We start from the raw sequence: 24,605 nt of genomic DNA, 5'->3' as shown, positions 1-24,605 counted from the left end.
AACTCCATTGAGGGAGAACGTGATGAGCCGAGCTTTTGTAAACGAGGACAACGCCGCTGCCCAGGCCGACCAGCCGGTGGAGCGCCAGGTCAGCGAGCAACCCAACCGCCTCACCGCGCAAGGGCTGGCGCAGTTGCAGGCCAAGGTTGCGCAGTTGCAGCACGAATATGGCCTGGAATCCGCCAAAGGCGATAAACAGCGCCAGGCGGATCTTGAGCGGGATTTGCGTTACTTCAACCAACGGGTGCAAAGCGCCCAAGTGGTGGCACCGGCGACGTCCACCGACAAGGTGCAGATCGGCAGTTGGGTGACCTTCGCCAATGAGCTGGACGAACAGCAACGCATTCAGTTGGTCGGTGAAGACCAGGCCGATGCCGGCGCAGGCTTGATCAACTGGGGCTCGCCCCTGGGCCGCGCCTTGCTGGGCGCCCAGGTCGGCGACGAGGTGTTGTGGCAACGCCCCGTCGGCGATCAGTTGATCGAAGTGCTGCGGGTCGAGCCCGAGGCCTAGACGATGCCTTGGGCCAGCATCGCGTCGGCAACTTTGACAAAACCTGCGATGTTCGCGCCTTTGACGTAGTTGATGCGGCCGTTTTCTTCGCCGTAGTGCACGCAGGCATGGTGGATCGACTGCATGATGTTGTGCAGCTTGCTGTCCACCTCACCGGCGGTCCACAGCAGGCGCATGGCGTTCTGTGACATTTCCAGGCCACTCACCGCCACGCCACCGGCATTGGACGCCTTGCCCGGGGCGAACAGAATGCCGGCCTCGATAAAGATATCCACAGCCTCCAGGGTGGTCGGCATGTTGGCGCCTTCGGCCACGCAGATGCAGCCGTTGCGCAGTAGAGTGCGGGCGGCCTCGGCGTCGAGTTCGTTCTGCGTAGCGCAGGGCAGTGCAATATCGCAGGCCAGTTCCCAAGGGGTTTTACCGGCGCGGAATTCCAAGCCATAACGCGAAGCCAGTTCGCTGATGCGCCCGCGCTGCACGTTTTTCAGCTCCAGCAGGGCCGACCATTGCTCCTCGGTCAAACCGCTTTCCGCGTACAGGGTGCCTTCGGAGTCGGACAGGGAAATCACTTTGCCACCCAGGTCCATGACCTTGCGCGCCGCGTATTGCGCCACGTTGCCGGAACCGGACACCGCCACGCGCTTGCCTTCAACCCGCTGGTTGTTGCGCTTGAGCATTTCTTCGGCGAAGTACACGCAGCCAAAACCGGTGGCTTCCGGGCGAATCAGGCTGCCGCCGTAGGTCATGCCCTTGCCGGTCAGCACCGAGGTGAACTGGTTGCTCAGGCGCTTGTACTGGCCGAACAGGAAGCCGATCTCACGGGCACCTACGCCGATGTCACCGGCCGGCACGTCCACATCCGCGCCGATATGGCGATACAACTCGCTCATGAAGGCCTGGCAGAAGCGCATGACTTCGGCGTCGCTCTTACCTTTTGGATCAAAGTCCGAGCCGCCTTTGCCGCCGCCCATGGGCAGCGACGTCAGGGAATTCTTGAAGGTCTGCTCGAAGGCGAGGAATTTCAGCACGCCCAGGTTGACCGACGGGTGGAAGCGCAAGCCGCCTTTGTAAGGGCCGATGGCGCTGTTCATCTGGATACGGAAACCGCGATTGACCTGGACCTTGCCATGATCATCCACCCACGACACCCGGAAGGTAATCGCGCGTTCCGGCTCGCAGATGCGCTCCAGGATGCCTGAGGTCAGGTAGTGGGGGTTGGCTTCAAGAAACGGCCACAGGCTGCGTAGGACTTCTTCTACGGCCTGGTGGAATTCCGGTTGGTCAGGGTCGCGTTTCTTGAGGCGGGCAAGGAAGGATTCGACGGATTCGATCATGAAAAGTCTCGGCAAATTTTTAGTTGTTAACGGAGATTGAGCCGGACTTTATCAATTCATTCCGCACTGCAACAGGGCAAAATGTCGCCTTTGTGAATTTAAATGGTGCGTTTTATATAAATGTATCCAGTTTCAGGGGCTTTTATGCACCCTTTCAGGGATTCAAATCAAACCGCACGCACCATCAAATTCCAGGCAAAAAAAACGGAGCCCGAAGGCTCCGCTCTTTCAAATCACCAGCCCGGATCAGGCCAGTTTTTTGTGACGCACACGGTGCGGTTGGGCAGCAGCTTCGCCCAAGCGTTTTTTACGGTCCGCTTCGTACTCGGTGTAGTTACCTTCGAAGAACACCGCTTGCGAGTCGTCTTCGTACGCCAGGATGTGCGTCGCGACGCGGTCGAGGAACCACCGATCGTGAGAGATCACAATGGCAGCACCCGGGAAGTCCAGCAGGGCTTCTTCCAGGGAACGCAGGGTTTCAACGTCGAGGTCGTTGGACGGTTCGTCGAGCAGCAGGACGTTGCCGCCCTCCTTCAGGGTCAGGGCCAGGTGCAAGCGACCGCGCTCACCACCGGACAGGTCCTTGACGAACTTCTGTTGGTCGCCGCCCTTGAAGTTGAAACGGCCTACATAGGTACGCGACGGGATTTCATAGTTGCCGATGCGGATCTGGTCGGAGCCGTCGGAAATCTGCTGGAACACGGTCTTGCTGCCGTCGAGGTCTTCACGGCTCTGGTCCACGCAGGCCAGTTGCACGGTTTCGCCGACTTCGATGGTGCCCGAGTCCGGGGTTTCCTTGCCCATCAGCATGCGGAACAGCGTGGATTTACCCGCACCGTTACCGCCGATTACACCGACGATCGCGCCTTTTGGCATGGAGAACGACAGGTTGTCGATCAGTACGCGGTCGCCATAGCCTTTGGTAACGTTCTTGAACTCGATGACCTTGTCACCCAGGCGCGGACCGGCCGGGATGTAGATCTCGTTGGTTTCCGAGCGCTTCTGGAATTCCTGCGATTGCATTTCTTCAAAGCGTTGCAGACGCGCCTTGGACTTGGACTGGCGGGCCTTGGCGCCTTTGCGCACCCACTCCAGTTCTTCCTTCATGGCTTTTTCATGGGCCGATTGCTGCTTGGATTCGGCGGCCAGGCGGTCGGACTTGGCTTCCAGCCAACCGGAGTAGTTGCCCTCGTAAGGGATACCGGCGCCACGGTCGAGCTCGAGGATCCAGCCGGCGACGTTGTCCAGGAAGTAGCGGTCGTGCGTGATCGCAACCACGGTGCCTGGGAAATCGTGAAGGAAGTGTTCCAGCCAGGCGACGGAATCGGCGTCCAGGTGGTTGGTCGGTTCGTCGAGCAGCAGCATGTCGGGGGCCGACAGCAGCAGGCGGCACAGGGCCACGCGGCGCTTCTCGCCACCGGACAGGTGTTCGACCTTGGCGTCCCATGCCGGCAGGCGCAGCGCGTCGGCGGCGACTTCCAGCTGGCGCTCCAGGTTATGACCGTCGCCGGCCTGCAGGATGGCTTCGAGCTTGGCCTGTTCGGCGGCGAGCTTGTCGAAGTCGGCGTCCGGTTCGGCGTAGGCAGCGTAGACCTCGTCCAGGCGCGCCTGGGCGTCCTTGATCACGCTGACGGCTTCTTCGACCACTTCACGCACGGTCTTGGTCGGATCCAGGATCGGCTCTTGCGGCAGGTAGCCGATGTTCAGGTCTGGCATCGGGCGGGCTTCGCCTTCGAACTCGGTGTCGACGCCGGCCATGATTTTCAGCAGCGTGGATTTACCCGAACCGTTGAGGCCGAGTACGCCGATCTTGGCGCCGGGGAAAAAGGACAACGAAATGTTTTTCAGGATTTCCCGCTTCGGGGGGACAACTTTGCCCAGCCGATGCATGGTGAAGACGTATTGAGCCATGGTGAACCTAGCGTCAGTGACTGATGAATTAAGCGGGCGAAGCCCGTGCCAGGCCATGCGCGGCGCGGGCCGTTGACTATCATCAATGCCAGCGTGCGGTATAAAGCCTGAATATCTGGGGCTGGAACGCCCCCGCGTAACCGGCAAAGCTACCTGAATGCGCTTGGTCAGTCCAGCCAGGCAAGGGCTGGCACTTTGCCACAAGTCAAGGCATGCTAGCCGCCCTCCGGGCGTCCGGCTTATAGTGCACGTCGCGCGCCAGTCCAGCCAAACCGCAGGATCACAGCTTGTCCAAAGTCACGCCGCCAACTCCCCTGCGCGCCGCTCATATAGCGCCGGGAGCGCCCCTGCACGGCACCCTCAAAGGCGCATTGGCGACGCTTGTCCTTATGCTGCTCGCGTTATTGTTCTGGCAACTGCTGGACCAGTTGCAGCAAAACCAGAAGAACCAGCAGCAATACACCATCGACTACAGCGCCGACCTGGCTGAACAGATCAGCCTGAACATGGCCCTCAGCGCAAAGATCGCCCTGAACCTGCTGCCGATGGTCGAGCCACCGCGTGACAGCGAACAGCAACAGGCCTTGATGCGGACCTTGCAACGTTCGCTGCCGGAATTGCGCAGCATCGCCCTGCTTGCCCCCAGCGGCGCGATGATCAGCGACAGTGCCAGCGACAGCCAGGACAGCGCCTGGCTCGAAGAACTGGTGCAACGCAGCCACGGCCAGTCTTATTACCTGAGCAACAGCAACGACGGCACCCTCATCTATCTACTGTTGCATCAGCCCAGTGGCGGCTCACGGATGTATTGGGCGCTGCGCCTGGCCCCCAACTACCTGACCAACCTCACCCGTCAGGACGGCCAGGGCCAGCGCCCGATGTGGGCCATCGAGAACCGCCTCAACCATCGCGTGGTCAGCCGCGACAGCGGCATGCCGGCGCAGTGGGCGTCTGCATTGACCCCCGACGAACTGAATAAAAGCGTACTGATCACACCGTTGAGCAAAAGCGACTGGCAACTGCGCGGGCTGTTCGACCGCAGCGCGGTGCTGGAGCAACTGCTGCCGGCCTTCATCGGCAAATGCCTGCTGGGCCTGGCGTTCTCGTTGATCCCGGTGATCGTGCTGCTGAACATGCGCCGCCGTCAGCGCCAGGTGCATGAGGGGCGGCGGCGCTACCAGGATATTTTCGAAGGCACCGGCGTGGCCCTGTGCGTGCTGGACCTGTCGGGGCTGAACGCGTTCTTCGACAAGACTCGGCTGGAGACCCGCGAGCAGCTGCACGCCTGGCTGCAGCACAACCCCAGCGAGCGCCAGCAACTGCTCAAGGAGCTGCGCGTCACCGAGGTCAACCAGGTGGCGGTCAGCCTGTTGAACGTAGGTTCCTGCGAGCAGGCCTGGGAACGCCTGATCGATGACTGCCCACGCAACGCCACGTCCATTGGTTACCAGATACTCGAAGCCGTGCTGACCCGACAAAGCCAGTTGGAGCTGGAAATCCAGCTCAAGGACGTGGCCGGCAACGAGCAATACCTGTGGCTGGTGATGCGCCTGCCCGAGCAGCAGGACGATTTCAAGGCGGTGATCCTCAGCATCAGCGATATCACCAGCCGCAAGTTGATCGAACTGTCGCTGGTGGAACGCGAGAGTTTCTGGTCGGACGTGGTGCGCACCGTGCCCGACCACCTGTATGTGCAGGACGTAATCAGCCAGCGCATGATTTTCAGCAACCACCATCTGGGCCACACCCTCGGCTATAACAAGGCCGAATTGCAGCAGATGGGCGAGTACTTCTGGGAAATCCTGCTGCACCCCGAAGACGCCGAGCATTACCACGACTTGCGCCAGCAACAGCGCCAGGTCGGCTACACCACCCAACTGCAATGCCAGTTGCGCTTCCGTCACCGCAATAATGAATGGCGGCGCTTCGATATCCGCGAACAAGCCCTGGCGCGGGACAAGACCGCGCAGATCACCCGCATCATCGGCGTGGCCAAGGACATCACCGACCAGATCGAAGCCAGCGAATCCCTGCGTGACAGCGAACAACGCTACCGCATGCTGGCCGAAAGTATCAGCGACGTGATCTGTTCCACCGACAGTCAGTTGGCCCTCAACTACGTCAGCCCGTCGGTCAACGCCGTGCTCGGCTATGACGTGGACTGGGTGTTCAAGAACGGCTGGCAGTCGATCATCGCCAACCCGCAGCAACTGACCGGCATTTACAGCCTGATGGAACAGGTCAGCCGTGCGCTGGGCGATCCTGATGCGCTGAACAGGCTGCGTGATGAGATCCAGACCCAGCTGTTCCTGTTCGACTGCCTGCGCGCCGACGGTCGCAAGGTGCCGATCGAACTGCGCCTGGTGCTGGTGTGGGACGAACACGGCGCTTTCGAGGGCATCCTTGGGGTGGGCCGCGACATCAGCCAGCAACGCCGCGCCGAGAAAGACCTGCGCATGGCGGCCACGGTATTCGAGCACTCCACTTCGGCGATCCTGATCACTGACCCCGCCGGCTATATCGTGCAGGCCAACGAGGCGTTCAGCCGGGTCAGCGGCTATGCGGTCAGCGATGTACTCGACCAGTTGCCGAACATGCTCACCGTCGATGAACAGCAGGAAGCCCACCTGCGCTATGTGCTCAAGCAATTGCACCAGCACAGTACCTGGGAAGGCGAAGTGTGGCTCAAGCGCCGCAATGGCGAGCATTACCCGGCGTGGGTCGGCATTACTGCGGTGTTCGACGACGAAGGCGACCTGGCCAGCTATGTATGCTTCTTCAGTGATATCAGCGAGCGCAAGGCCAGCGAGCAGCGCATCCACCGCCTGGCCTATTACGACGCCCTGACCCACCTGCCCAACCGCACACTGTTCCAGGACCGCCTGCACACCGCGCTGCAGTCCGCCGAACGGCAGAAGTCGTGGGTGGTGCTGATGTTCCTCGACCTCGACCGCTTCAAGCCGATCAACGACTCCCTGGGCCACGCCGCCGGCGACCGCATGCTCAAGGAAATGGCCACCCGCCTGCTGGGCTGCGTCGCCGAAGACGACACTGTGGCGCGCATGGGCGGTGATGAGTTCACCTTGCTCCTGCAGCCACGGGTCAACCGTGACATGGCACTCAACCGTGCGATTCATGTGGCCGAGCAGATCCTCGCCAGCCTGGTGAAACCTTTCGTACTGGAAGGTCGTGAGTTCTTCGTGACCGCCAGTATCGGTATCGCCCTGAGCCCGCAGGACGGTAACGAACTGAGCCAGTTGATGAAAAACGCCGACACGGCGATGTATCACGCCAAGGAACGCGGCAAGAACAACTTCCAGTTCTACCAGGCCGACATGAACGCCAGCGCCCTGGAACGCCTGGAGCTGGAAAGCGACCTGCGCCACGCCCTGGACCAGAACGAATTCGTGCTCTATTACCAGCCGCAGTTCAGCGGCGACGGCAAACGCCTGACCGGCGCCGAAGCCCTGCTGCGCTGGCGCCACCCTCGACGCGGGCTGGTGCCGCCGGGAGACTTCATCCCGGTGCTGGAAGAGTTGGGCCTGGTGGTGGACGTGGGCGACTGGGTGATCAGCGAAGCCTGTCGCCAGCTCAAGACCTGGCACCAGAACAAGGTGCGGGTGCCGAAAGTCTCGGTGAATATCTCGGCGCGACAATTCTCCGACGGCCAGTTGGGTACGCGCATCGCCACCATCCTCAAGGACACCGGCCTGCCGCCGGCGTGCCTGGAGCTGGAGCTGACCGAAAGCATCCTGATGCGTGAGGTCAACGAGGCCATGCAGATCCTCGACAGCCTGAAGAACCTGGGCCTGAGCATTGCGGTCGACGACTTTGGCACCGGTTACTCGTCGCTCAACTACCTCAAGCAGTTCCCCATCGACGTGCTGAAGATCGACCGCACCTTCGTCGACGGCCTGCCCTCCGGCGAACAGGACGCCCAGATCGCCCGCGCCATTATCGCCATGGCCCACAGCCTGAACCTGGCGGTGATCGCCGAGGGGGTGGAAACCCATGAACAGCTGGATTTCCTGCGTGAGCATGGCTGCGATGAGGTGCAGGGCTATCTGTTCGGGCGGCCGATGCCGGCGAATCGGTTCGAAGCGCAGTTCAGCAATGATGCGCTGTTCATGTTCGACTGAAATTCTGCGGTGAGGCCACTGGCCTCATCGGGGGCAAGCCCCCTCCCACATTCTGATCTGCGAACACATTCAACTGTGGAAGGGGCTTGCCCCCCGATAAGGCACTCACAGCCACCGCCTATCCCCAGATGAGCCCCACTTGTCCGCGACATGATGTCCTTTCATATGCCATCTAAAACCCATTGGGTTAGAATGCCCTCCTTTTCTGCCCCCGATCCTTGAGGACCGCCATGTTCAGCCGTGATTTGACTATTGCCAAGTACGACGCCGATCTCTTCGCCGCCATGGAGCAAGAAGCCGTGCGCCAGGAAGAGCACATTGAGCTGATCGCTTCGGAAAACTACACCAGCCCTGCGGTGATGGAGGCTCAAGGTTCGGTTCTGACCAACAAGTACGCCGAAGGCTACCCGGGCAAGCGCTACTACGGTGGTTGCGAGTACGTCGACGTGGTTGAGCAACTGGCCATTGACCGTGCCAAGGAACTGTTCGGCGCCGACTACGCCAACGTCCAGCCGCACGCCGGTTCCCAAGCCAACAGCGCCGTGTACCTGGCCCTGCTGCAAGGCGGCGACACCATCCTGGGCATGAGCCTGGCCCACGGCGGTCACCTGACCCACGGCGCCAGCGTTTCCTCCTCCGGCAAGCTGTACAACGCCGTTCAATACGGTATCGATGCCAACGGCCTGATCGACTACGACGAAGTCGAGCGCCTGGCGGTTGAACACAAGCCAAAAATGATCGTGGCCGGTTTCTCTGCCTACTCGCAGATCCTGGACTTCCCACGCTTCCGCGCCATCGCTGACAAGGTCGGTGCGTACCTGTTCGTCGACATGGCCCACGTGGCCGGTCTGGTCGCCGCTGGCGTCTACCCGAACCCGGTACCTTTCGCTGACGTCGTGACCACCACCACCCACAAGACCCTGCGCGGTCCACGTGGCGGCCTGATCCTGGCTCGCGCCAACGCCGACATCGAGAAGAAGCTGAACTCCGCCGTATTCCCAGGCGCCCAGGGTGGCCCGCTGGAGCACGTGATCGCCGCTAAAGCGATCTGCTTCAAGGAAGCGCTGCAGCCTGAGTTCAAGACCTACCAGCAACAAGTGGTAAAGAACGCCCAGGCCATGGCCAGCGTGTTCATCGAGCGCGGCTTTGACGTAGTGTCTGGCGGTACTGAAAACCACCTGTTCCTGCTGTCGCTGATCAAGCAAGACATCTCCGGTAAGGATGCTGACGCGGCCCTGGGCAAAGCCTTCATCACCGTGAACAAGAACTCCGTGCCGAACGACCCACGTTCGCCGTTCGTCACCTCCGGCCTGCGCTTCGGCACCCCGGCTGTGACCACTCGCGGCTTCAAGGAAGCAGAGTGCAAGGAACTGGCCGGCTGGATCTGCGACATCCTGGCCGACCTGAACAACGAAGCCGTGATCGACGCGGTACGTGAGAAGGTCAAGGCCATCTGCAAGAAGCTGCCGGTGTACGGCGCTTGATTGCAGTTGCTTGACTAAAAAGCCCGGCTCTTGAGCCGGGCTTTTTTATTCCAAATTCCAATTTGAAATACAGTTAATTGTGGGAGGGGGCTTGCCCCCGATAGCAGTGTGTCAGTCACAGAGTTATCTACTGACACACCCTCATCGGGGCAAGCCCCCTCCCACATTGGATTGTGTTTCAAGTCAGGGTTGGTAGACCTTGGCAAAACCTTCGCGAATCTTGTCTTCGGGCAACTCATCGGCAATGAACACGATCACACTCTCTCGCACCTCGCCTTCGGCCCATTCGGTATCCCAATCGAAACCGTAGAGCTTGAGCACGCCCTGGAACACCATGCGCCGGTCTTCCCCGGCAATGTTCAGCACGCCTTTGTAGCGCAGCAGTTGCTTGCCGTGGTCTTCCAGCAGTTCGTTCATGAACTCACTGAGTCGGTCGATATCCAGCGGCTGGTCGGTGCGCAATACCAGGCTGGAGATACGGTCGATGGACGGCGCCTTGCTCACCGGACGCAAGCTCATGCCGGCATTGAGGTTGAAGCCGCGCACATCGAGCAACTCGGCCAGGTCGATCTTGCCATGATCCACCACCCGGATCGGCGCACGGCGATTGATGCGGGTCAGGCGTTCACTGAGCGCATCGAAGGTAGCGTCATCCACCAGGTCGCGTTTGCTCACCAACAGGCGGTCGGCAAAGCCGATCTGGGCCTGGGCAATGGTCTGGGTCAGGTGGTGCTCGGTGTGGGCCGCGTCCACCAGGGTGATGATGCCGTCGAGGATGTAGCGCTCGCGCAGTTCTTCGTCGATGAAAAAGGTCTGGGCCACAGGTGCCGGGTCGGCCAGGCCGGTGCACTCGATCACCAGGCGGTCGAAGGCGATCTCGCCGCTGTCCAGGCGCTCGAGCAGCAGGTACAGGGCCTTGGTCAGGTCGGTGTGGATGGTGCAGCACACGCAGCCGTTGGACAGGGTCATGACTTGCACCGGTTCTGCGCCCAACAGCTGGGTGTCGATACCGGCGTCACTGAATTCGTTTTCGATCACGGCGATTTTCAGGCCGTGCTCGGCTTTGAGCAGGTGGCGCAGCAAGGTGGTCTTGCCGGCACCCAGGAAGCCGCTGAGGACCGTGACTGGAATGGGAGAGGACAAAAGAAATTCTCCTTGAAGGAACACAGAAACAAATGTGGGAGGGGGCTCGCCCCCGATAGCAGCGTGTCAGGCACTTACCTGTCACTGACACACCGCTATCGGGGGCAAGCCCCCTCCCACAGGGATATTGCGTTAACTCAACAGCACTTGGGCCCACCCTTGCCGCCGTAACGGGCTTCCTGGCGTTCCCGGAAGAACGCCTTGTAGTCCATCACCGGCTTGTCCGGGTGTTTGGTTTGCATATGCTCGACGTAGGTGTCGTAGTCGGGCATGCCGACCATCAGGCGCGCGGCCTGACCGAGGTATTTACCGAGGCGACTGATGTCATTGAACATGGTTGCAACCCTCGATTACGCGTCCGGTACAGCCTGGAACGGGGCTTCTTTATCCGTACGTTCTTTGTTGCCCCAGGCGGCGACGCCGACCTTGAGCGCATAGAACAGGATGCTGAACACCACGAACAGGAACAGCGCCGTCAGCGTTGCATTGGTGTAGGCGTTGTAGATCACGTGCTGCATCTGGTCGATGCTCTTGGCCGGGGCGAGGATCTGGCCGTTGGCCAATGCATCGCTGTACTTCTTGGCCAGCGACAGGAAGCCGATCGCAGGGTTCGCGTCGAACAGCTTGATGAAGCCCGCCGTGGTGGTGCAGATCAGCAGCCAGACGGCCGGCAGCATGGTCACCCAGATGTAGCGTTGGCGTTTCATTTTGATCAGCACAACAGTAGCCAGCATCAGCGCGATACCTGCCAGCATCTGGTTGGAGATACCGAACAGTGGCCACAAGGTGTTGATACCGCCCAGTGGGTCGATCACGCCCTGGTACAGCAGGTAACCCCACATCGCCACGCAACCGGCGGTTGCAATGAGGTTGGCGGTCCACGACTCGGTGCGTTTCAGCGCCGGCACGAAGGAACCCAGCAGGTCCTGCAGCATGAAGCGGCCGGCACGGGTGCCCGCATCCACCGCCGTGAGGATGAACAGGGCTTCGAACAGGATCGCAAAGTGGTACCAGAATGCCATGGTGTTTTCACCCGGCAGTACGCTGTGCAGGATCTGTGCGATACCCACCGCCAATGTCGGCGCGCCACCGGCACGGGCCAGAATGGTGGTTTCGCCGATATCATGGGCCACGGCTTGCAGCGCCTCAGGCGTGATCGCAAAGCCCCAACTGCTGACGGTTTGCGCCACGGCCACCACATCACCACCGACCACAGCGGCCGGGCTGTTCATGGCGAAGTACACGCCAGGTTCGATCACCGAAGCAGCGACCATCGCCATGATGGCCACGAACGACTCCATCAGCATGCCGCCGTAACCGATGTAGCGGGCGTTGGTTTCGTTATCCAGGAGCTTGGGCGTGGTGCCCGAGGAGATCAGCGCGTGGAAACCCGAGACCGCGCCACAGGCGATGGTGATGAACAGGAACGGAAACAGGCCGCCCTTCCACACCGGGCCGGTACCGTCGATGAACTGGGTCAAGGCCGGCATTTTCAGCTCTGGCATGGTGACCAGGATGCCGATCGCCAGGGCGATGATGGTGCCGATCTTGAGGAAGGTGGAGAGGTAGTCACGCGGTGCCAGGATCAGCCACACCGGCAGAACGGCGGCGACGAAACCGTAGCCGATCAGCATCCAGGTGATCTGGATACCGGTGAAGGTGAACGCCTTGGCCCAGACCGGATCAGCGGCAATCTGCCCGCCCAGCCAGATCGAACCCAGCAGCAACAGCACGCCGATGATCGAGATTTCACCGATGCGGCCCGGGCGGATGTAGCGCATGTAGATGCCCATGAACATCGCGATCGGGATGGTCGCCATCACCGTGAAAATGCCCCATGGGCTCTCGGCCAGGGCCTTGACCACGATCAGCGCCAGCACCGCGAGGATGATGATCATGATCAGGAAGCAGCCGAACAGCGCGATGGTCCCCGGGATGCGCCCCATCTCTTCGCGAACCATGTCGCCCAGGGAACGGCCGTTGCGACGGGTGGACAGGAACAGGACCATGAAGTCCTGCACCGCACCGGCCAGCACCACGCCGGCAATCAGCCAGAGCGTGCCGGGCAGGTAACCCATTTGCGCCGCCAATACCGGGCCGACCAGCGGGCCTGCACCGGCAATCGCCGCAAAGTGGTGACCAAAAAGGATGTGTTTGTTGGTCGGCACATAGTCCAGACCGTCGTTGTTGAGCACTGCGGGGGTGGCCCGCCGTGGGTCGAGTTGCATCACATTGTTAGCGATGAACAGACTGTAGTAACGGTACGCAACCAGGTAGATGGCCACAGCAGCGACCACAATCCACAAGGCGTTGATCGCCTCGCCGCGGCGCAAGGCCACTACGCCCAGGGCGCACGCTCCTACGATTGCCAGCACCAGCCAGGGTAGGTGGCGTAGCAGGCTATTATTATTTTTCATTTTTATATTCCAGCCAGGGTGGACAGAAAGGACAGCCATCCGGAGTTTAGCGCTACTGGACTTAAAGGCCACCCCCCTACGTTGGTCTAGAGCCTTCTGCGGACAAAAAAAGCAGAAAAACCGAGCCAATAGTGGCGCACGACTACAATCCCCCTATCCCCGGAGGGCTTCACCATGACCGAGCAACCGTCTGACCGCCGTCGTTTCCGCCGCATCGCCTTTGATGCCAAGACCGAAATTCGGCAAAACGGCCGCGAATGGCCAGTGCAATTGGTGGACCTGTCGCTAAAAGGCCTGCTGGTGCAACGGCCGGAAGACTGGAAGGGCAACAAGGCGCTGCCGTTCGACGTCGATATACGCCTCGATCCGAAGGCGCATATAAAGATGCAAGTGCGACTGACCCATGAGGATCCTGGGCAACTGGGGTTTGTGTGTCAGCACATCGACCTGGATTCGATCAGCCACTTGCGGCGGCTGATCGAGTTGAACCTGGGTGACGAGGACGAGCTGCACCGGGAGTTGGCCGCCTTGCTGGAAGTATGACGGCTCAGGGAAATGCCGTACGCGCCGGGAAGTCGCTTTCCGTGTCCCAGTAACCGGCTTTCTGCGTCGATGCCGCCTGCCACTGGCCATCCACCCAACGGTAGGTCTGGTAACGCGTGGCAAAATCATCGTCACCGTCGCCGTCCATAAAGCACGAGATCTGCAACAGCTCATCCGCACTACCGTCGACGGGCGTCGAAACCTTCCAGGCCGCCTTGCCGGTGCTGGCCAGGGTCAGTGGTTTGAGTTTGCCGTCGGTGTCCTGGTAGCTCACCGGTTCCAGTTCCTGCTTGGCAGGCAGTAACAGTTGCGTGGCCGGGCCACTGTAGCTGCCCATGGGCGCGGTCTGATCAACGATCAAAAAATACACAGGCGCGGGCTGTCCCTTGAGCGGGGCTTTCTTGACCTTGGCCAGCGGGTAGCCGAGGTTCTTGCGCGCGATCACCTCGCCGGCGGCCGATACCAGACGCAGCTGGGCGTCGAGCAACGGGTTTTCAACCAGGTCACCGGGCTCGTCGAACGAGTCTTCGTCCAACCCGTTGCCCCAACTGTCCTTGTGCAATTGAGCGCTGATGCGCTGGTCTTCCAGCACCTGCAGCACGCTGCCTTCTTCCGTGACCAGCTTTTGCGCCAGGCGATATCCCGCCGGCAAGTCGGCCCACGCCAGGACAGGCAGACCGGCCAAGGTCATGAACAGGGCGAGCACGCCCCAGCGATTCGTTCGTTGCATTGCGCCCCTCCCTGTTTACTCGAAAAGTGCATCCAGTGCCTGCTCCAGGCGGGTCACCCCAATAATCTGTATCCCGGGCGGCGATTCCTTCGGCGCGTTGCCCTTGGGCACGATGGCACGCTTGAAGCCATGCTTGGCCGCTTCCTTCAAGCGCTCCTGGCCGCTGGGCACCGGGCGAACTTCACCGGACAAACCGACTTCACCAAACACCAGCAAGTCATGGGGCAATGGCCGGTTACGCAGGCTGGACATGACTGCCGCCATCAACGCCAGGTCGGAGGCGGTCTCCAGCACCTTGACCCCGCCGACCACGTTGAGGAACACGTCCTGGTCATGGGTCGGGATGCCACCGTGGCGGTGCAGGACCGCCAACAGCATCGCCAGGCGGTTCTGGTCCAGGCCCAGGGTCACGCGGCGCGGGTTGGCCAGGTGGCTGTCATCCACCAACGCCTGCACTTCCACCAGCATCGGCCGGGTGCCTTCCCACGTTGCCATCACCACACTGCCAGGGACTTCTTCCTGGGCACGCGTCAGGAAAATCGCTGACGGGTTGGAGACTTCTTTCAGCCCCCGGTCGGTCATGGCGAATACACCCAACTCGTTCACCGCCCCGAAACGGTTCTTCACCGCCCGCAGCAAGCGCAGGCGACCATCGGACTCGCCCTCGAAATACAGCACCGTGTCGACCATATGCTCGAGCACCCGAGGCCCGGCCAGCGCGCCTTCCTTGGTGACGTGGCCGACCAGGAAGATCGCCGTGCCGCTCTGCTTGGCATACCGCACCAGCAGCGCCGCACTCTCGCGCACCTGGGACACGCCACCCGGCGCCGATTGCAACTGCTCGGTGAAAATGGTCTGGATCGAGTCGATCACCATGACCTTGGGCTTTTCGATACGGGCCGTGGCAATGATGCTTTCGATGCAGGTCTCGGTCATGACCCGCAGCTGATCCTGGGGCAACCCCAGGCGGCGGGCGCGCATGGCCACTTGTTGCTGGGATTCTTCGCCGGTGACGTACAGCGCCGGCATGCGGCTGGCGATGCTGCACAGGGTTTGCAGCAAAATCGTCGACTTGCCGATGCCCGGGTCGCCGCCGATCAGCACCACCGAGCCGTCCACCAGGCCGCCGCCCAGCACGCGGTCCAATTCGCCGGATGCCGTGGAAAAACGCGGGATCTCTTCGACGCTGACTTCAGCCAGGGTCTTGATCTGCGCCTGCTGCCCGGTCCAGCCGGCCCGGCCGGTGGGGGCCGCCGCACCGCCACTCTCAATCATGGTTTCAGTCAGGGTGTTCCACGCACCGCACTCGGAGCACTGGCCGGCCCACTTGGGAAAGGTCGCGCCGCACTCCGTGCAGCCGTACATGCGCTTGGCCTTTGCCATTTGAGAACCTCCAACCGAAAAACCGCGATGATAGCTCAGCGCGACGCCGGGGTCCGGATTTCACCACTGGCCAAGCGTGAAGCGGTGTTACCGACCGGGTCTTCGGCATTGAGATCGGCCCCCTTGGCCTTGAGTTCATCCAGCAGCTCGACACGCTTGAACAGCCCGGCGTACATGGCCGCGGTCTGTCCGGCACCGTTGCGCTGGTCGGGGTTGCAGTCGGTGGCCAGCAGGCGCTGGGCGATTTTCAACTCGCCCTTGAAGATCGCGCCCATCAGCGCGGTGTTGCCGCGTTTGTCCTGCACGCAGGCGTCGGCACCGGCGTTGAGCAGGCGCTCCACGAAAGGCCCCTGGCCGTGGTAGGCAGCGAGGATCAGCGCGGTGTAGCCCTTGTCGTCCTGGGTGTTGAGGCTGTAGCCGGAGTCGATAAAGGTATTGAGCATGTCGAGGTCGCCACGGCGGGCGGCGTCGAAATAGTAGTCCTGCAATTGGGCCTTGAGCGCCACCGGGTCGGGAGTCTCGGCCTGGGCGACAAAGGCCAGCATGGCCATCAGCAAGCCGATAGAAATTCGCATGGTTGTTCTCCTGCCAGGGGTCGACGCCCGTATCGGGGCGTCGACCGTAACCAACGGATCAGTCAGTCAGTTTTTCCGCCAGCGCCTTCACGCGCGCCAGGTCACCTTTGGCCACCTTGGCTACACCGGTGCCGTACTCCGGGTCGGCTTTGTAGAGGAACGACAGGATGATGTGTTTGCTCTCGTCATCGGTGGTGGCCAGCGAGCCGCCGAAGTTTTCGATCAAGTCCTGACGCTCTTTCTTGCTGTAGGAGCGGTACAAGTCACCCGCCTGCTTGAAGTTCTGCTCACGCTGGATCTTCGCCTGCTGGGTGCTGCCTGACAGCGCCGACTGGCTGTAGCGCGCGGTTTGCGGTTCTTCCCGTGGCAACAGGCGACTTGGCTGGTAGTTCACACCGGTGGTGGTCTTGCCGAAGTTCATCGCGCCGTCCTGGTTGCCGTTGTTGACGGTCACCCGTGGCGCGTTGATCGGCAGTTGCAGGGCATTGGCGCCCAGGCGGTACATCTGGGTGTCGGCGTAGGAGAACACCCGGCCTTGCAGCAGGCGATCTTCCGACGGCTCGATGCCCGGCACCAGGTTGGCCGGGGCCATGGCTACCTGCTCGGTTTCCTGGAACACGTTGGCCGGGTTGCGGTTCAACACCATTTGCCCGACTTTGCGCTCAGGCACGTTCGGCCAGATCTTGGTAGCGTCCAGCGGGTCGAAATCGAACTTGGCCAGGTCTTCAGGCTTGAGCACCTGCACGTACAGGTCCCACTTGGGGAAGTCGCCCTTGTTGATGTGGGTGACCAGGTCGTTGGTCATGTGGCTGTAGTCGCGGCCCTGCACTTCGGTAACCTGCTTGGGATCGAGGTTCTTGATGCCTTGCAGACTTTTCCAGTGGAACTTGACGTAGTGCACTTCACCCTTGGCGTTGATCAGCTTGTAGGCGTGCACACCGTTGCCGTCCATCTCCCGATAACTGGCCGGGGTGCCGGAGTCGGAGTACAGCTCGGTCAGCGTACGGGTGGCTTCAGGCACGTGGGAGAAGAAGTCGAAGCGCCGCGAATCGTCATCCAGGTTGGTACGTGGGTCTGGCTTGAACGCGTGGACCATGTCAGGGAACTTGATGGCATCACGGATGAAGAACGTCGGGAAGTTGTTGCCCACCAAATCCCAATTGCCTTCGGCGGTATAGAACTTGGTGGCGAAACCGCGTGGGTCACGCAGGGTTTCCGGGGAGTGGTTGCCGTGGACCACGGCGGAGAAGCGCACGAACACCGGGGTGGCCTCGCCGGCGGCAAACACCTTGGCCTTGGTCAGGTCGCTGAGGCTATCAGTGACGGTAAAGGTGCCGTGGGCACCGGTACCACGGGCGTGTACAACGCGCTCGGGGATACGTTCGCGGTCGAAGCGCTGCAATTTCTGAATAAGCTGCACGTCCTGGAGTAGCACCGGGCCATTGGCGCCGGCGGTTTGCGAGTTCTGGTTGTCACCGACGGCGGCACCGTTGTCGCGGGTCAGGTTGGCGGCGTGTACAGACAGGGAAAGCAGGCTGGCGGTCACCAGTACCAGCGCGGATCGCGCGGTAACAGGCCCGCGGCTCATTGGATTGTTCATCGAGGTTTCCTCTGGTTTTTTTAGTGCACATTCAGTTGTGCTTGCCAGAGGCTAGTGACCCGCGAGTCAGAAGATAAATAGAAAAGTCATAACAACCCGATTGATAAAATAATCTGGTAAGTCGCTGATTTGGCGGGTATTTCGCGCGCGATTGATGGCACTTTGCAAACTAATTGCGTTTTAATGTGTCGATAAAAGCTAACAGTGTGAGCGGTTGTTTCAGGCAAGCCCTCTACGACTGACTTACACTGGGTACCACCCTTCTCATCTGTAACAAGGAATAACCTATGGGCGTGATCAGTGAGTTCAAGGCCTTCGCGGTCAAAGGTAATGTGGTCGACATGGCCGTCGGTATTATCATCGGCGCAGCCTTCGGCAAAATTGTTTCCTCGTTTGTAGGCGACGTGGTGATGCCGCCCATTGGTCTGTTGATCGGTGGCGTGGACTTCGGTGACCTGGCGATAACGCTAAAGGCTGCCCAAGGCGATGTGCCTGCGGTGGTCCTGGCATACGGCAAGTTCATCCAGAGCGTCATCGACTTTGTGATCATCGCGTTTGCGATCTTCATGGGCGTGAAGGCGATCAATCGCCTCAAACGTGAAGAGGCCGTGGCGCCAAGCCTGCCGCCGACGCCGACCAAGGAAGAAGTGCTGCTGGGTGAGATCCGCGATCTGCTCAAGGCACAGAACGACAAGCCGCTCTAATCGAGCCGGCATGAAAAGGCGCCTGTTTGAGGCGCCTTTTTTATTACCAGTAGTTCTCCACCGCCACCTGGCCGGGTCGCCGGCTCAAGCTCAGGTTCATATCGCGCAGCTTGAGCAATTGGCGCGTGTCATCGACCATCTGCGGGTTGCCGCAAATCAGCACGCGGGAATGCTCCGGGGTCAGTTCGACGCTGGCCGCGCGCTCCAGTTCGCCATTTTCGATCAGCGTGGTGATGCGTCCATTCAATGCGCCGGGGTGTTGTTCGCGGGTAACAATGGGGATGTAGGTCAGTTTGTGTGCGTATTCGGCCAGGTATTCGCGTTCACCCAATGTGTTGATGAGCGCCTGGTAAGCCAGCTCTTTGGCTTCCCGTGCGCTGTACACCAGGATGATGCGCTCGAATTTCTCCCAGACCTCGAAGTCTTGCAGGATCGACAAAAACGGAGCCACCCCGGTGCCGGTGCCAAGCATCCACAAATCCCGACCGTCGACGAAGCGGTTCAAGGTCAGGAACCCCGTGGCCTGGCGCTCCACCATCAAGGTATCGCCGACTCGCAGACGGCTCAGCTCGCTGGTGAACTCACCGTCCGGGACGACAATCGAGAAGAAATCCAGGTGCTCATCAAACGGCGAGGACACCAAGGAATACGCACGCCATACCGTGCTGCCATCCGCCTTGGTGACACCCAGACGTACAAACTGGCCCGCGGTAAAACGAAAGCCCGGATCGCGGGTGGTGCGCAGGGTAAACAGGCTGGGGGTCAGCGATTGCACGTCGAGCAAGATCTGGCGGGTAAATTTCTCAGCACTGGCCGTCATGGGGGGCTCCGTTCTACAGGTGCCCTAGTGTCGCTCAAAGTCGTGCGCGGAAACACCTACGATAGGGAGTGGCATCACACCAGTACGCAATGATGGCAAATTAATTTCACCTTCGATCAATTCGCTATTAGCTTTAAAAACTGCCTCATATAGCCGCTGTTAGTGGGTTGTTACAGGGGCTTCAACCCCCTAATAAATCGCGAGTTTCAAACTTGCCAATTGCTTGGCTAACTACCTTCCTGTGGAAAAATTCTTAAACCTTACAGCGCAAGAACGAAATTTTCCTCTCGCCATGTAGTACGTGTCCTACACTGATTTTCGTGCAACGTTGGGGATAAAGGACGTACCCCAAGTCACGGAGACCCCATGGAGATTTACCCATGCTTAACTGGCGAAATACACGACTCCACTCGCTGGAAGGTGAGGACGAGGTCACCAGCGTATTTGAAATGACCATCAACAAGGCCTACGAACTCGGTTTCCAATACTGTTCCTTCAAGATGAGTTCTCAACTCACCAACGGTGAAAACAAACCGGTGGAACTGACGAACTATCCAATTGAATGGAAAAATCTATACCACCAAGCGCACTACTTCGATGTAGACCCCGTAGTGAAACATTGTAGGGAGGGCGTGTTACCCCTTGTCTGGAAGGAGGAAACATTCAAAGACGTGCCCAGTCTTTGGTCTTTGGCCGCTACCTTGGAGGTACACAAGGCGTTGACCATCAGCGTGCATGATTTCCGGGGGGTCTTCAGCATGCTGACGTTGAGCCGTGGCAAAGGTGACATCAGCCCGGAAGAATTGTATGAAAAAGCAGGAATGGCGCTATGGCTTTGCCACGCCATGCATGCCGTGCTGGCGCAGAAGTTTGCCGAAAAACCCAGCGTCAACCCTGCAAGCAAATTGACCCCTAGGGAAACGGAAGTCCTTATGTGGTCTGGCATGGGCAAGACCGCAGCAGATATCGCCGCCATACTTTGTTTGTCCGAGCGTACGGTAGGCTTTCATGTCAGCAGTATCCTCAAGAAACTGGGCGTCAACAACAAAATCGCCGCCGTGCTTCGCGCCGCGCAGGCCGGGATTATTTAACCGGCCAAGAAACACCGCATGTAATCGCGCTGAAAAAAACGTAACATTTACCACCCACTCTGAGTGCTGAGCGACCCCTCCGGGGTGTCGCCCGTGGTTCACTCAGACGGTTCGGCAACCGCTGTCGAACACCCATCGTTTACCCAGAGTCTCCCCCGCCATGCCCCTGCTCGAAAGCCCCTTTGCCCAGCTCGATCTGATCCGCCAGCCAGAGCAACACAACGATCCGCTGCAAGCCTTCGATGCCGCCGACGAGTACCTGCTCAGCCACTTGGCGGAACAGCAGCCGACCGCACAAACCCGGGTGCTGGTGCTCAATGACAGCTTCGGCGCCCTTGCGGCCAGCCTTCAAGGCAACGTGCAACTGACCTCCAGTGGCGATTCGTTCCTGGCGGCGCAAGGCCTGGAAAAAAACCTGGTGCGCAACGGCAAGGCGTTTGACGCCGTTGCGTTCATCCCGGCCAGCCATATCCCCACCGGGCCGTTCGACCGGGTGCTGATCCGCGTACCCAAAACCCTGGCATTGCTGGAAGAACAACTGATTCGCTTGCAAGGCCAGCTGGCCCCAGGCGCCGAAGTGATCGCCGGGGCGATGATCAAGCATTTGCCACGGGCGGCGGGCGAGTTGCTGGAGCGTTACATTGGCCCGATGCACGCATCGCTCGCGGTAAAAAAGGCGCGATTGCTGATCGCCACCGTTGAAGATCGCCCTGCTGCCGTGTCGCCCTACCCCACCCGCTACACCCTGGACGCACCGGCTATCGAACTGCTGAACCACGCCAACGTGTTCTGCCGCGAAGGCCTGGACATCGGCACTCGCGCCTTCCTGCCCCACCTGCCGAAAAACCTGGGCAGCGCCCGCGTGGCAGACCTGGGTTGCGGCAACGGCGTACTGGCGATTGCCAGCGCCCTGCAAAACCCCGAAGCGCACTACACCTTGGTGGACGAGTCCTACATGGCGGTGCAATCGGCGGCCGAAAACTGGCAAGCGGCCCTTGGTGATCGCGATGTGATCGTGCGTGCCGCCGACGGCCTGGCGGGGCAAGAGCCGCAATCCCTGGACGTGGTGCTATGCAATCCACCGTTCCACCAGCAGCAGGTGGTCGGCGATTTCCTCGCCTGGCGCATGTTCCAACAGGCACGGGAAGCCCTGGTGGTGGGCGGCGCCCTTTATATCGTCGGCAACCGCCACCTCGGTTATCACACCAAGCTGGCGCGCCTGTTCCGGGGTGTCGAGCAAGTCGCCACCACGCCAAAATTCGTGATCCTCAAGGCGCGCAAATAAAAAAACCCTGCTTCTCTGGCGAAAAGCAGGGCTGGAAAGCCGGGCCGCAAAGCCCGGATCGGGATGTCAGTGGGTGGTCAGGCCAGCCGCACTCATAAACATGCGCATCAGGCTGGCCACGACGAACAGGGCCAGCACACTGCCCGTCCAGATCATCGCCAGCCACCCCAGGCGCCGCCACAACGGCTGCTTCTCGGCCTGTTCAATCTCGTGCAACGAAGGTTTGCCGGACATGGAACGCCCCTCCTAGTGGTAACCGTCTTCGTGGGTGACCTTGCCGCGGAACACGTAGTAGCTCCAGAAGGTATAGCCCAGGATGAACGGGATAATGAATAGCGTACCCACCAGCATGAAGCCCTGGCTCTGGGGCGGCGCGGCAGCGTCCCAGATCGACACCGATGGCGGAATGATGTTGGGCCACAGGCTGATACCCAAGCCGCTGTAGCCCAGGAAGATCAGCACCAGCGTCAGCAGGAACGGCGTGTAGTGCGCATTACGCGCCACGGCACGGAACAACCCGTACAGGGTCACCAGCACCAGGATCGGCACCGGCAGGAACCAGAACAGGTTCGGCAGGGTGAACCAGCGCGAGGCGATTTCCGGGTGCGTCAGCGGCGTCCAGATACTCACAATGCCGATCACCGCCAGCAAAACGAAGGCCAACGGTCGCGCCAGGTTGTGCATTTTTTCCTGAAGCGGGCCTTCGGTCTTCATGATCAACCAGGTGCAGCCGAGCAACGCGTAGGCCACGATCAGCGCCACGCCGCAGAACATCGTGAACGGCGTGAGCCAGTCCAGCGAACCGCCGGCAAACTGGCGATTCACCACCGGGATGCCATCGATGAATGCGCCCAGCGCCACGCCCTGGAAGAACGTGGCCGCCAGGGAACCGCCGATAAAGGCCTTGTCCCATAGATGACGCTTGTGGTCCTTGGCCTTGAAGCGGAACTCGAAGGCCACACCGCGGAAGATCAGCCCGATCAGCATCAGGATCAGCGGCAGGTACAGCGCCGACAACACCACCGAATAGGCCAGCGGGAACGCACCGAACAACGCTGCGCCGCCCAGTACCAGCCAGGTTTCGTTACCGTCCCACACCGGGGCCACGGTGTTCATCATCACGTCACGGTCGGTCTTGCCCGGGATAAACGGAAACAGGATGCCGATACCCAGGTCGAAGCCGTCCATGACCACGTACATCATGATGCCGAAGATAATGATCACGGCCCAGATCAGCGGAAGATCAATACCCATCTCAATGCCCCTTGTGCTGGATGTGCGCGTGATCGTCGTCGCTGCCATCATCGGCGGCGGACAACGGACGGGCCGGTGTACGTTTCTGGCCCGGGCCACCATGGGTGGGCTCGCTGCCTTCGTGGGTCTGAGGCCCTTTGCGCACCAGGCGCATCATGTAGCCCAGGCCTGCGCCGAACAGCGCGAAGTACACCACCACGAACAACACCAGGGTGATGGTCATCTGCGCCAGGCTATGCCCGGAGGACGCGTCCGCCGTGCGCATCAGCCCGTAGACCACCCACGGCTGGCGGCCGATCTCGGTGGTGAACCAACCCGCAAGTATGGCGATCAGGCCGGACGGCCCCATCCACAACGCCAGGTACAGGAACGGTTTGGACGTGTACATCTTGTCGCCCCGGCGTAGCCAGAGGCTGAACAGGCCGGTGAAGATCATCAGGAAGCCCAGGCCGACCATGACCCGGAACGACCAGAACACGATGGTCGAGTTGGGGCGGTCTTCCGGTGGAAACTCCTTGAGGGCCGGCACTTGCTTATCCAGGGAGTGAGTGAGGATCAGGCTGCCCAGGTACGGGATCTCCACCGCGTACTTGGTTTTCTCGGCCTTCATGTCGGGCCAGCCAAACAGGATCAGCGGAGTCGGTTCGTTGCCGATGTTTTCCCAGTGGCCTTCAATCGCGGCGATTTTCGCCGGTTGGTGCTTCAGGGTGTTGAGGCCATGGAAATCACCGATCACCGCCTGGATGGGCGCAACGATCAGGGCCATCCACATCGCCATGGAGAGCATCTTGCGGATCGCCGGGTTGTCCTTGCCGCGCAGCAAGTGCCAGGCTGCCGAGGAGCCGACGAAGAATGCGGTGGCCACAAAGGCCGCCGTGGCCATGTGCGCCAGGCGATAGGGGAACGACGGGTTGAAGACCACGGCGAACCAGTCGGTCGGGATCACACGGCCATCGATGATTTCAAACCCCTGGGGCGTCTGCATCCAGCTGTTGGACGAGAGGATCCAGAACGTGGAAATCAACGTCCCCACGGCCACCATCACGGTGGAGAAGAAGTGCAGGTTGCGCCCGACCTTGTTCCAGCCGAACAGCATCACGCCGAGGAAACCGGCCTCGAGGAAGAACGCCGTGAGCACTTCGTACGTAAGCAGCGGGCCGGTGACGGCGCCGGCAAAGTCCGAGAAGCGGCTCCAGTTGGTGCCGAACTGGTAGGCCATGACCAGGCCGGACACCACGCCCATGCCGAAGTTGACGGCAAAGATCTTCGACCAGAAGTGGTAGAGATCGCGGTAGGTGTCGTTGTGGGTCTTGAGCCACAAGCCTTCCAGCACCGCGAGGTAACTGGCCAGGCCGATGGTGATCGCCGGGAACAGGATGTGGAACGAGATGGTGAACGCAAATTGAATTCGGGCGAGATCGAGCGCCTCCAAACCGAACATAAGTCTTCCTCTGTCAGGTAATACCGGCTGCTGGCGGGAGCCTGCACCCATTGCCCCCACGGATATGGAGTCTGGCGAATTTCGATTCGTTTCTTTTTTTAGCCAACCGCGTAGGGAATCTGGCCCGCAGGCCACCAGGCCGATGCCCGGGCGGGCATTGATCTGGATCAAGCATTGCTGAAAGAGTAGTCCCATTTTCAGGAATGAACTGTGTGGTCTTTTGCCGCGTGACAGACTGCC

Annotated in this window: 20 protein-coding genes; 7 read left to right on the top strand and 13 right to left on the bottom strand. The window is 60.5% G+C overall.

From position 1 onward, the window contains the following. Positions 1-22: 22 nt before the first annotated feature. The gene (locus tag BM110_RS25280) at positions 23-511 is read left to right on the top strand and encodes a GreA/GreB family elongation factor (RefSeq protein WP_093514373.1); all 489 of its coding nucleotides are present in this window, start codon (positions 23-25) and stop codon (positions 509-511) included. On the opposite strand, the gene gdhA is transcribed toward BM110_RS25280, so the two are convergent. Together gdhA and ettA are read right to left on the bottom strand one after the other, a co-directional pair. Then, positions 508-1,845 carry an NADP-specific glutamate dehydrogenase gene (gene gdhA, locus BM110_RS25275; protein ID WP_093125875.1) on the bottom strand — a complete coding sequence of 446 codons (1,338 nt, stop codon included), beginning with the start codon at positions 1,843-1,845 and terminating at the stop codon, positions 508-510. The two genes, BM110_RS25280 and gdhA, sit on opposite strands and share 4 nt — an antisense overlap. Positions 1,846-2,091: 246 nt before the next feature. After that, positions 2,092-3,756, bottom strand: a complete 1,665-nt coding sequence (gene ettA, locus BM110_RS25270; protein ID WP_071489964.1) for an energy-dependent translational throttle protein EttA — start codon at positions 3,754-3,756, stop codon at positions 2,092-2,094. A 287-nt stretch (positions 3,757-4,043) separates the two neighbouring features. On the opposite strand from ettA, the gene BM110_RS25265 reads away from it, so the two are divergent. After that, positions 4,044-7,895: a sensor domain-containing protein gene (locus BM110_RS25265; protein ID WP_093514372.1), complete on the top strand. Its 3,852-nt coding sequence runs from the start codon at positions 4,044-4,046 to the stop codon at positions 7,893-7,895. Between the two features lie 230 nt (positions 7,896-8,125). Next, a complete protein-coding gene (glyA, locus tag BM110_RS25260) occupies positions 8,126-9,379 on the top strand; it encodes a serine hydroxymethyltransferase (RefSeq protein ID WP_058427701.1) in 1,254 nt (417 codons plus the stop codon). A gap of 183 nt (positions 9,380-9,562) precedes the next feature. Here the strand turns inward: glyA and yjiA are convergent, their stop codons facing one another. The 3 genes from yjiA to BM110_RS25245 all read right to left on the bottom strand — a co-directional run bounded on the left by yjiA (position 9,563) and on the right by BM110_RS25245 (position 12,939). Further along, positions 9,563-10,522 carry a GTPase gene (yjiA, locus tag BM110_RS25255; protein ID WP_093514371.1) on the bottom strand — a complete coding sequence of 320 codons (960 nt, stop codon included), beginning with the start codon at positions 10,520-10,522 and terminating at the stop codon, positions 9,563-9,565. A 137-nt stretch (positions 10,523-10,659) separates the two neighbouring features. Next, positions 10,660-10,857, bottom strand: a complete 198-nt coding sequence (locus tag BM110_RS25250) for a YbdD/YjiX family protein (protein ID WP_003194308.1) — start codon at positions 10,855-10,857, stop codon at positions 10,660-10,662. Positions 10,858-10,872: 15 nt separating this feature from the next. Beyond that, complete coding sequence (locus BM110_RS25245; protein WP_058427703.1) at positions 10,873-12,939, bottom strand: carbon starvation CstA family protein; 2,067 nt, start codon at positions 12,937-12,939, stop codon at positions 10,873-10,875. A gap of 174 nt (positions 12,940-13,113) precedes the next feature. On the opposite strand from BM110_RS25245, the gene BM110_RS25240 reads away from it, so the two are divergent. After that, the gene (locus tag BM110_RS25240) at positions 13,114-13,482 is read left to right on the top strand and encodes a PilZ domain-containing protein (RefSeq protein WP_058427704.1); all 369 of its coding nucleotides are present in this window, start codon (positions 13,114-13,116) and stop codon (positions 13,480-13,482) included. A gap of 4 nt (positions 13,483-13,486) precedes the next feature. Here the strand turns inward: BM110_RS25240 and BM110_RS25235 are convergent, their stop codons facing one another. The 4 genes from BM110_RS25235 to katB are packed head-to-tail and all read right to left on the bottom strand — an operon-like array spanning position 13,487 to position 17,770. Next, a complete protein-coding gene (locus BM110_RS25235; protein ID WP_093514370.1) occupies positions 13,487-14,212 on the bottom strand; it encodes a hypothetical protein in 726 nt (241 codons plus the stop codon). A 15-nt stretch (positions 14,213-14,227) separates the two neighbouring features. Then, positions 14,228-15,595, bottom strand: coding sequence for a DNA repair protein RadA (radA, locus tag BM110_RS25230; RefSeq protein WP_049711449.1), 1,368 nt, complete (start codon positions 15,593-15,595; stop codon positions 14,228-14,230). Between the two features lie 35 nt (positions 15,596-15,630). Beyond that, complete coding sequence (locus tag BM110_RS25225; protein WP_092248290.1) at positions 15,631-16,170, bottom strand: ankyrin repeat domain-containing protein; 540 nt, start codon at positions 16,168-16,170, stop codon at positions 15,631-15,633. Between the two features lie 58 nt (positions 16,171-16,228). Continuing rightward, positions 16,229-17,770, bottom strand: a complete 1,542-nt coding sequence (gene katB, locus BM110_RS25220) for a catalase KatB (protein WP_071489959.1) — start codon at positions 17,768-17,770, stop codon at positions 16,229-16,231. Between the two features lie 287 nt (positions 17,771-18,057). On the opposite strand from katB, the gene mscL reads away from it, so the two are divergent. Next, on the top strand, positions 18,058-18,474 hold the full coding sequence (gene mscL / locus BM110_RS25215; RefSeq protein WP_071489958.1) for a large-conductance mechanosensitive channel protein MscL: 417 nt from the start codon (positions 18,058-18,060) through the stop codon (positions 18,472-18,474). A gap of 43 nt (positions 18,475-18,517) precedes the next feature. Here the strand turns inward: mscL and BM110_RS25210 are convergent, their stop codons facing one another. Next, entirely contained in the window at positions 18,518-19,294 is a 777-nt protein-coding gene (locus tag BM110_RS25210; RefSeq protein WP_093514369.1) for a ferredoxin--NADP reductase, read from the bottom strand. A 380-nt stretch (positions 19,295-19,674) separates the two neighbouring features. Between BM110_RS25210 and BM110_RS25205 the strand changes: the two genes are divergently transcribed. Both BM110_RS25205 and BM110_RS25200 read left to right on the top strand, forming a co-directional pair. Next, positions 19,675-20,385: a helix-turn-helix transcriptional regulator gene (locus BM110_RS25205; RefSeq protein WP_092248284.1), complete on the top strand. Its 711-nt coding sequence runs from the start codon at positions 19,675-19,677 to the stop codon at positions 20,383-20,385. Between the two features lie 160 nt (positions 20,386-20,545). After that, positions 20,546-21,670, top strand: a complete 1,125-nt coding sequence (locus BM110_RS25200; RefSeq protein WP_092248281.1) for a methyltransferase — start codon at positions 20,546-20,548, stop codon at positions 21,668-21,670. A 66-nt stretch (positions 21,671-21,736) separates the two neighbouring features. On the opposite strand, the gene BM110_RS25195 is transcribed toward BM110_RS25200, so the two are convergent. The 3 genes from BM110_RS25195 to BM110_RS25185 are packed head-to-tail and all read right to left on the bottom strand — an operon-like array spanning position 21,737 to position 24,365. Next, positions 21,737-21,904 (bottom strand): DUF2474 domain-containing protein, encoded by a 168-nt coding sequence (locus tag BM110_RS25195; protein WP_071489954.1) that lies wholly within the window; start codon positions 21,902-21,904, stop codon positions 21,737-21,739. A gap of 12 nt (positions 21,905-21,916) precedes the next feature. After that, positions 21,917-22,924: a cytochrome d ubiquinol oxidase subunit II gene (gene cydB / locus BM110_RS25190; protein WP_092248277.1), complete on the bottom strand. Its 1,008-nt coding sequence runs from the start codon at positions 22,922-22,924 to the stop codon at positions 21,917-21,919. 1 nt (position 22,925) lies between these two features. After that, positions 22,926-24,365 carry a cytochrome ubiquinol oxidase subunit I gene (locus tag BM110_RS25185; protein WP_071489952.1) on the bottom strand — a complete coding sequence of 480 codons (1,440 nt, stop codon included), beginning with the start codon at positions 24,363-24,365 and terminating at the stop codon, positions 22,926-22,928. Positions 24,366-24,605 lie beyond the last annotated feature (240 nt).

Source organism: Pseudomonas sp. NFPP28, from assembly GCF_900115535.1.
GTDB classification, from domain to species: Bacteria; Pseudomonadota; Gammaproteobacteria; order Pseudomonadales; family Pseudomonadaceae; genus Aquipseudomonas; species Aquipseudomonas extremorientalis.
The sequence above is the reverse complement of the archived record's forward strand: the minus strand, read 5'-3'. Positions and strand labels throughout refer to the sequence as shown.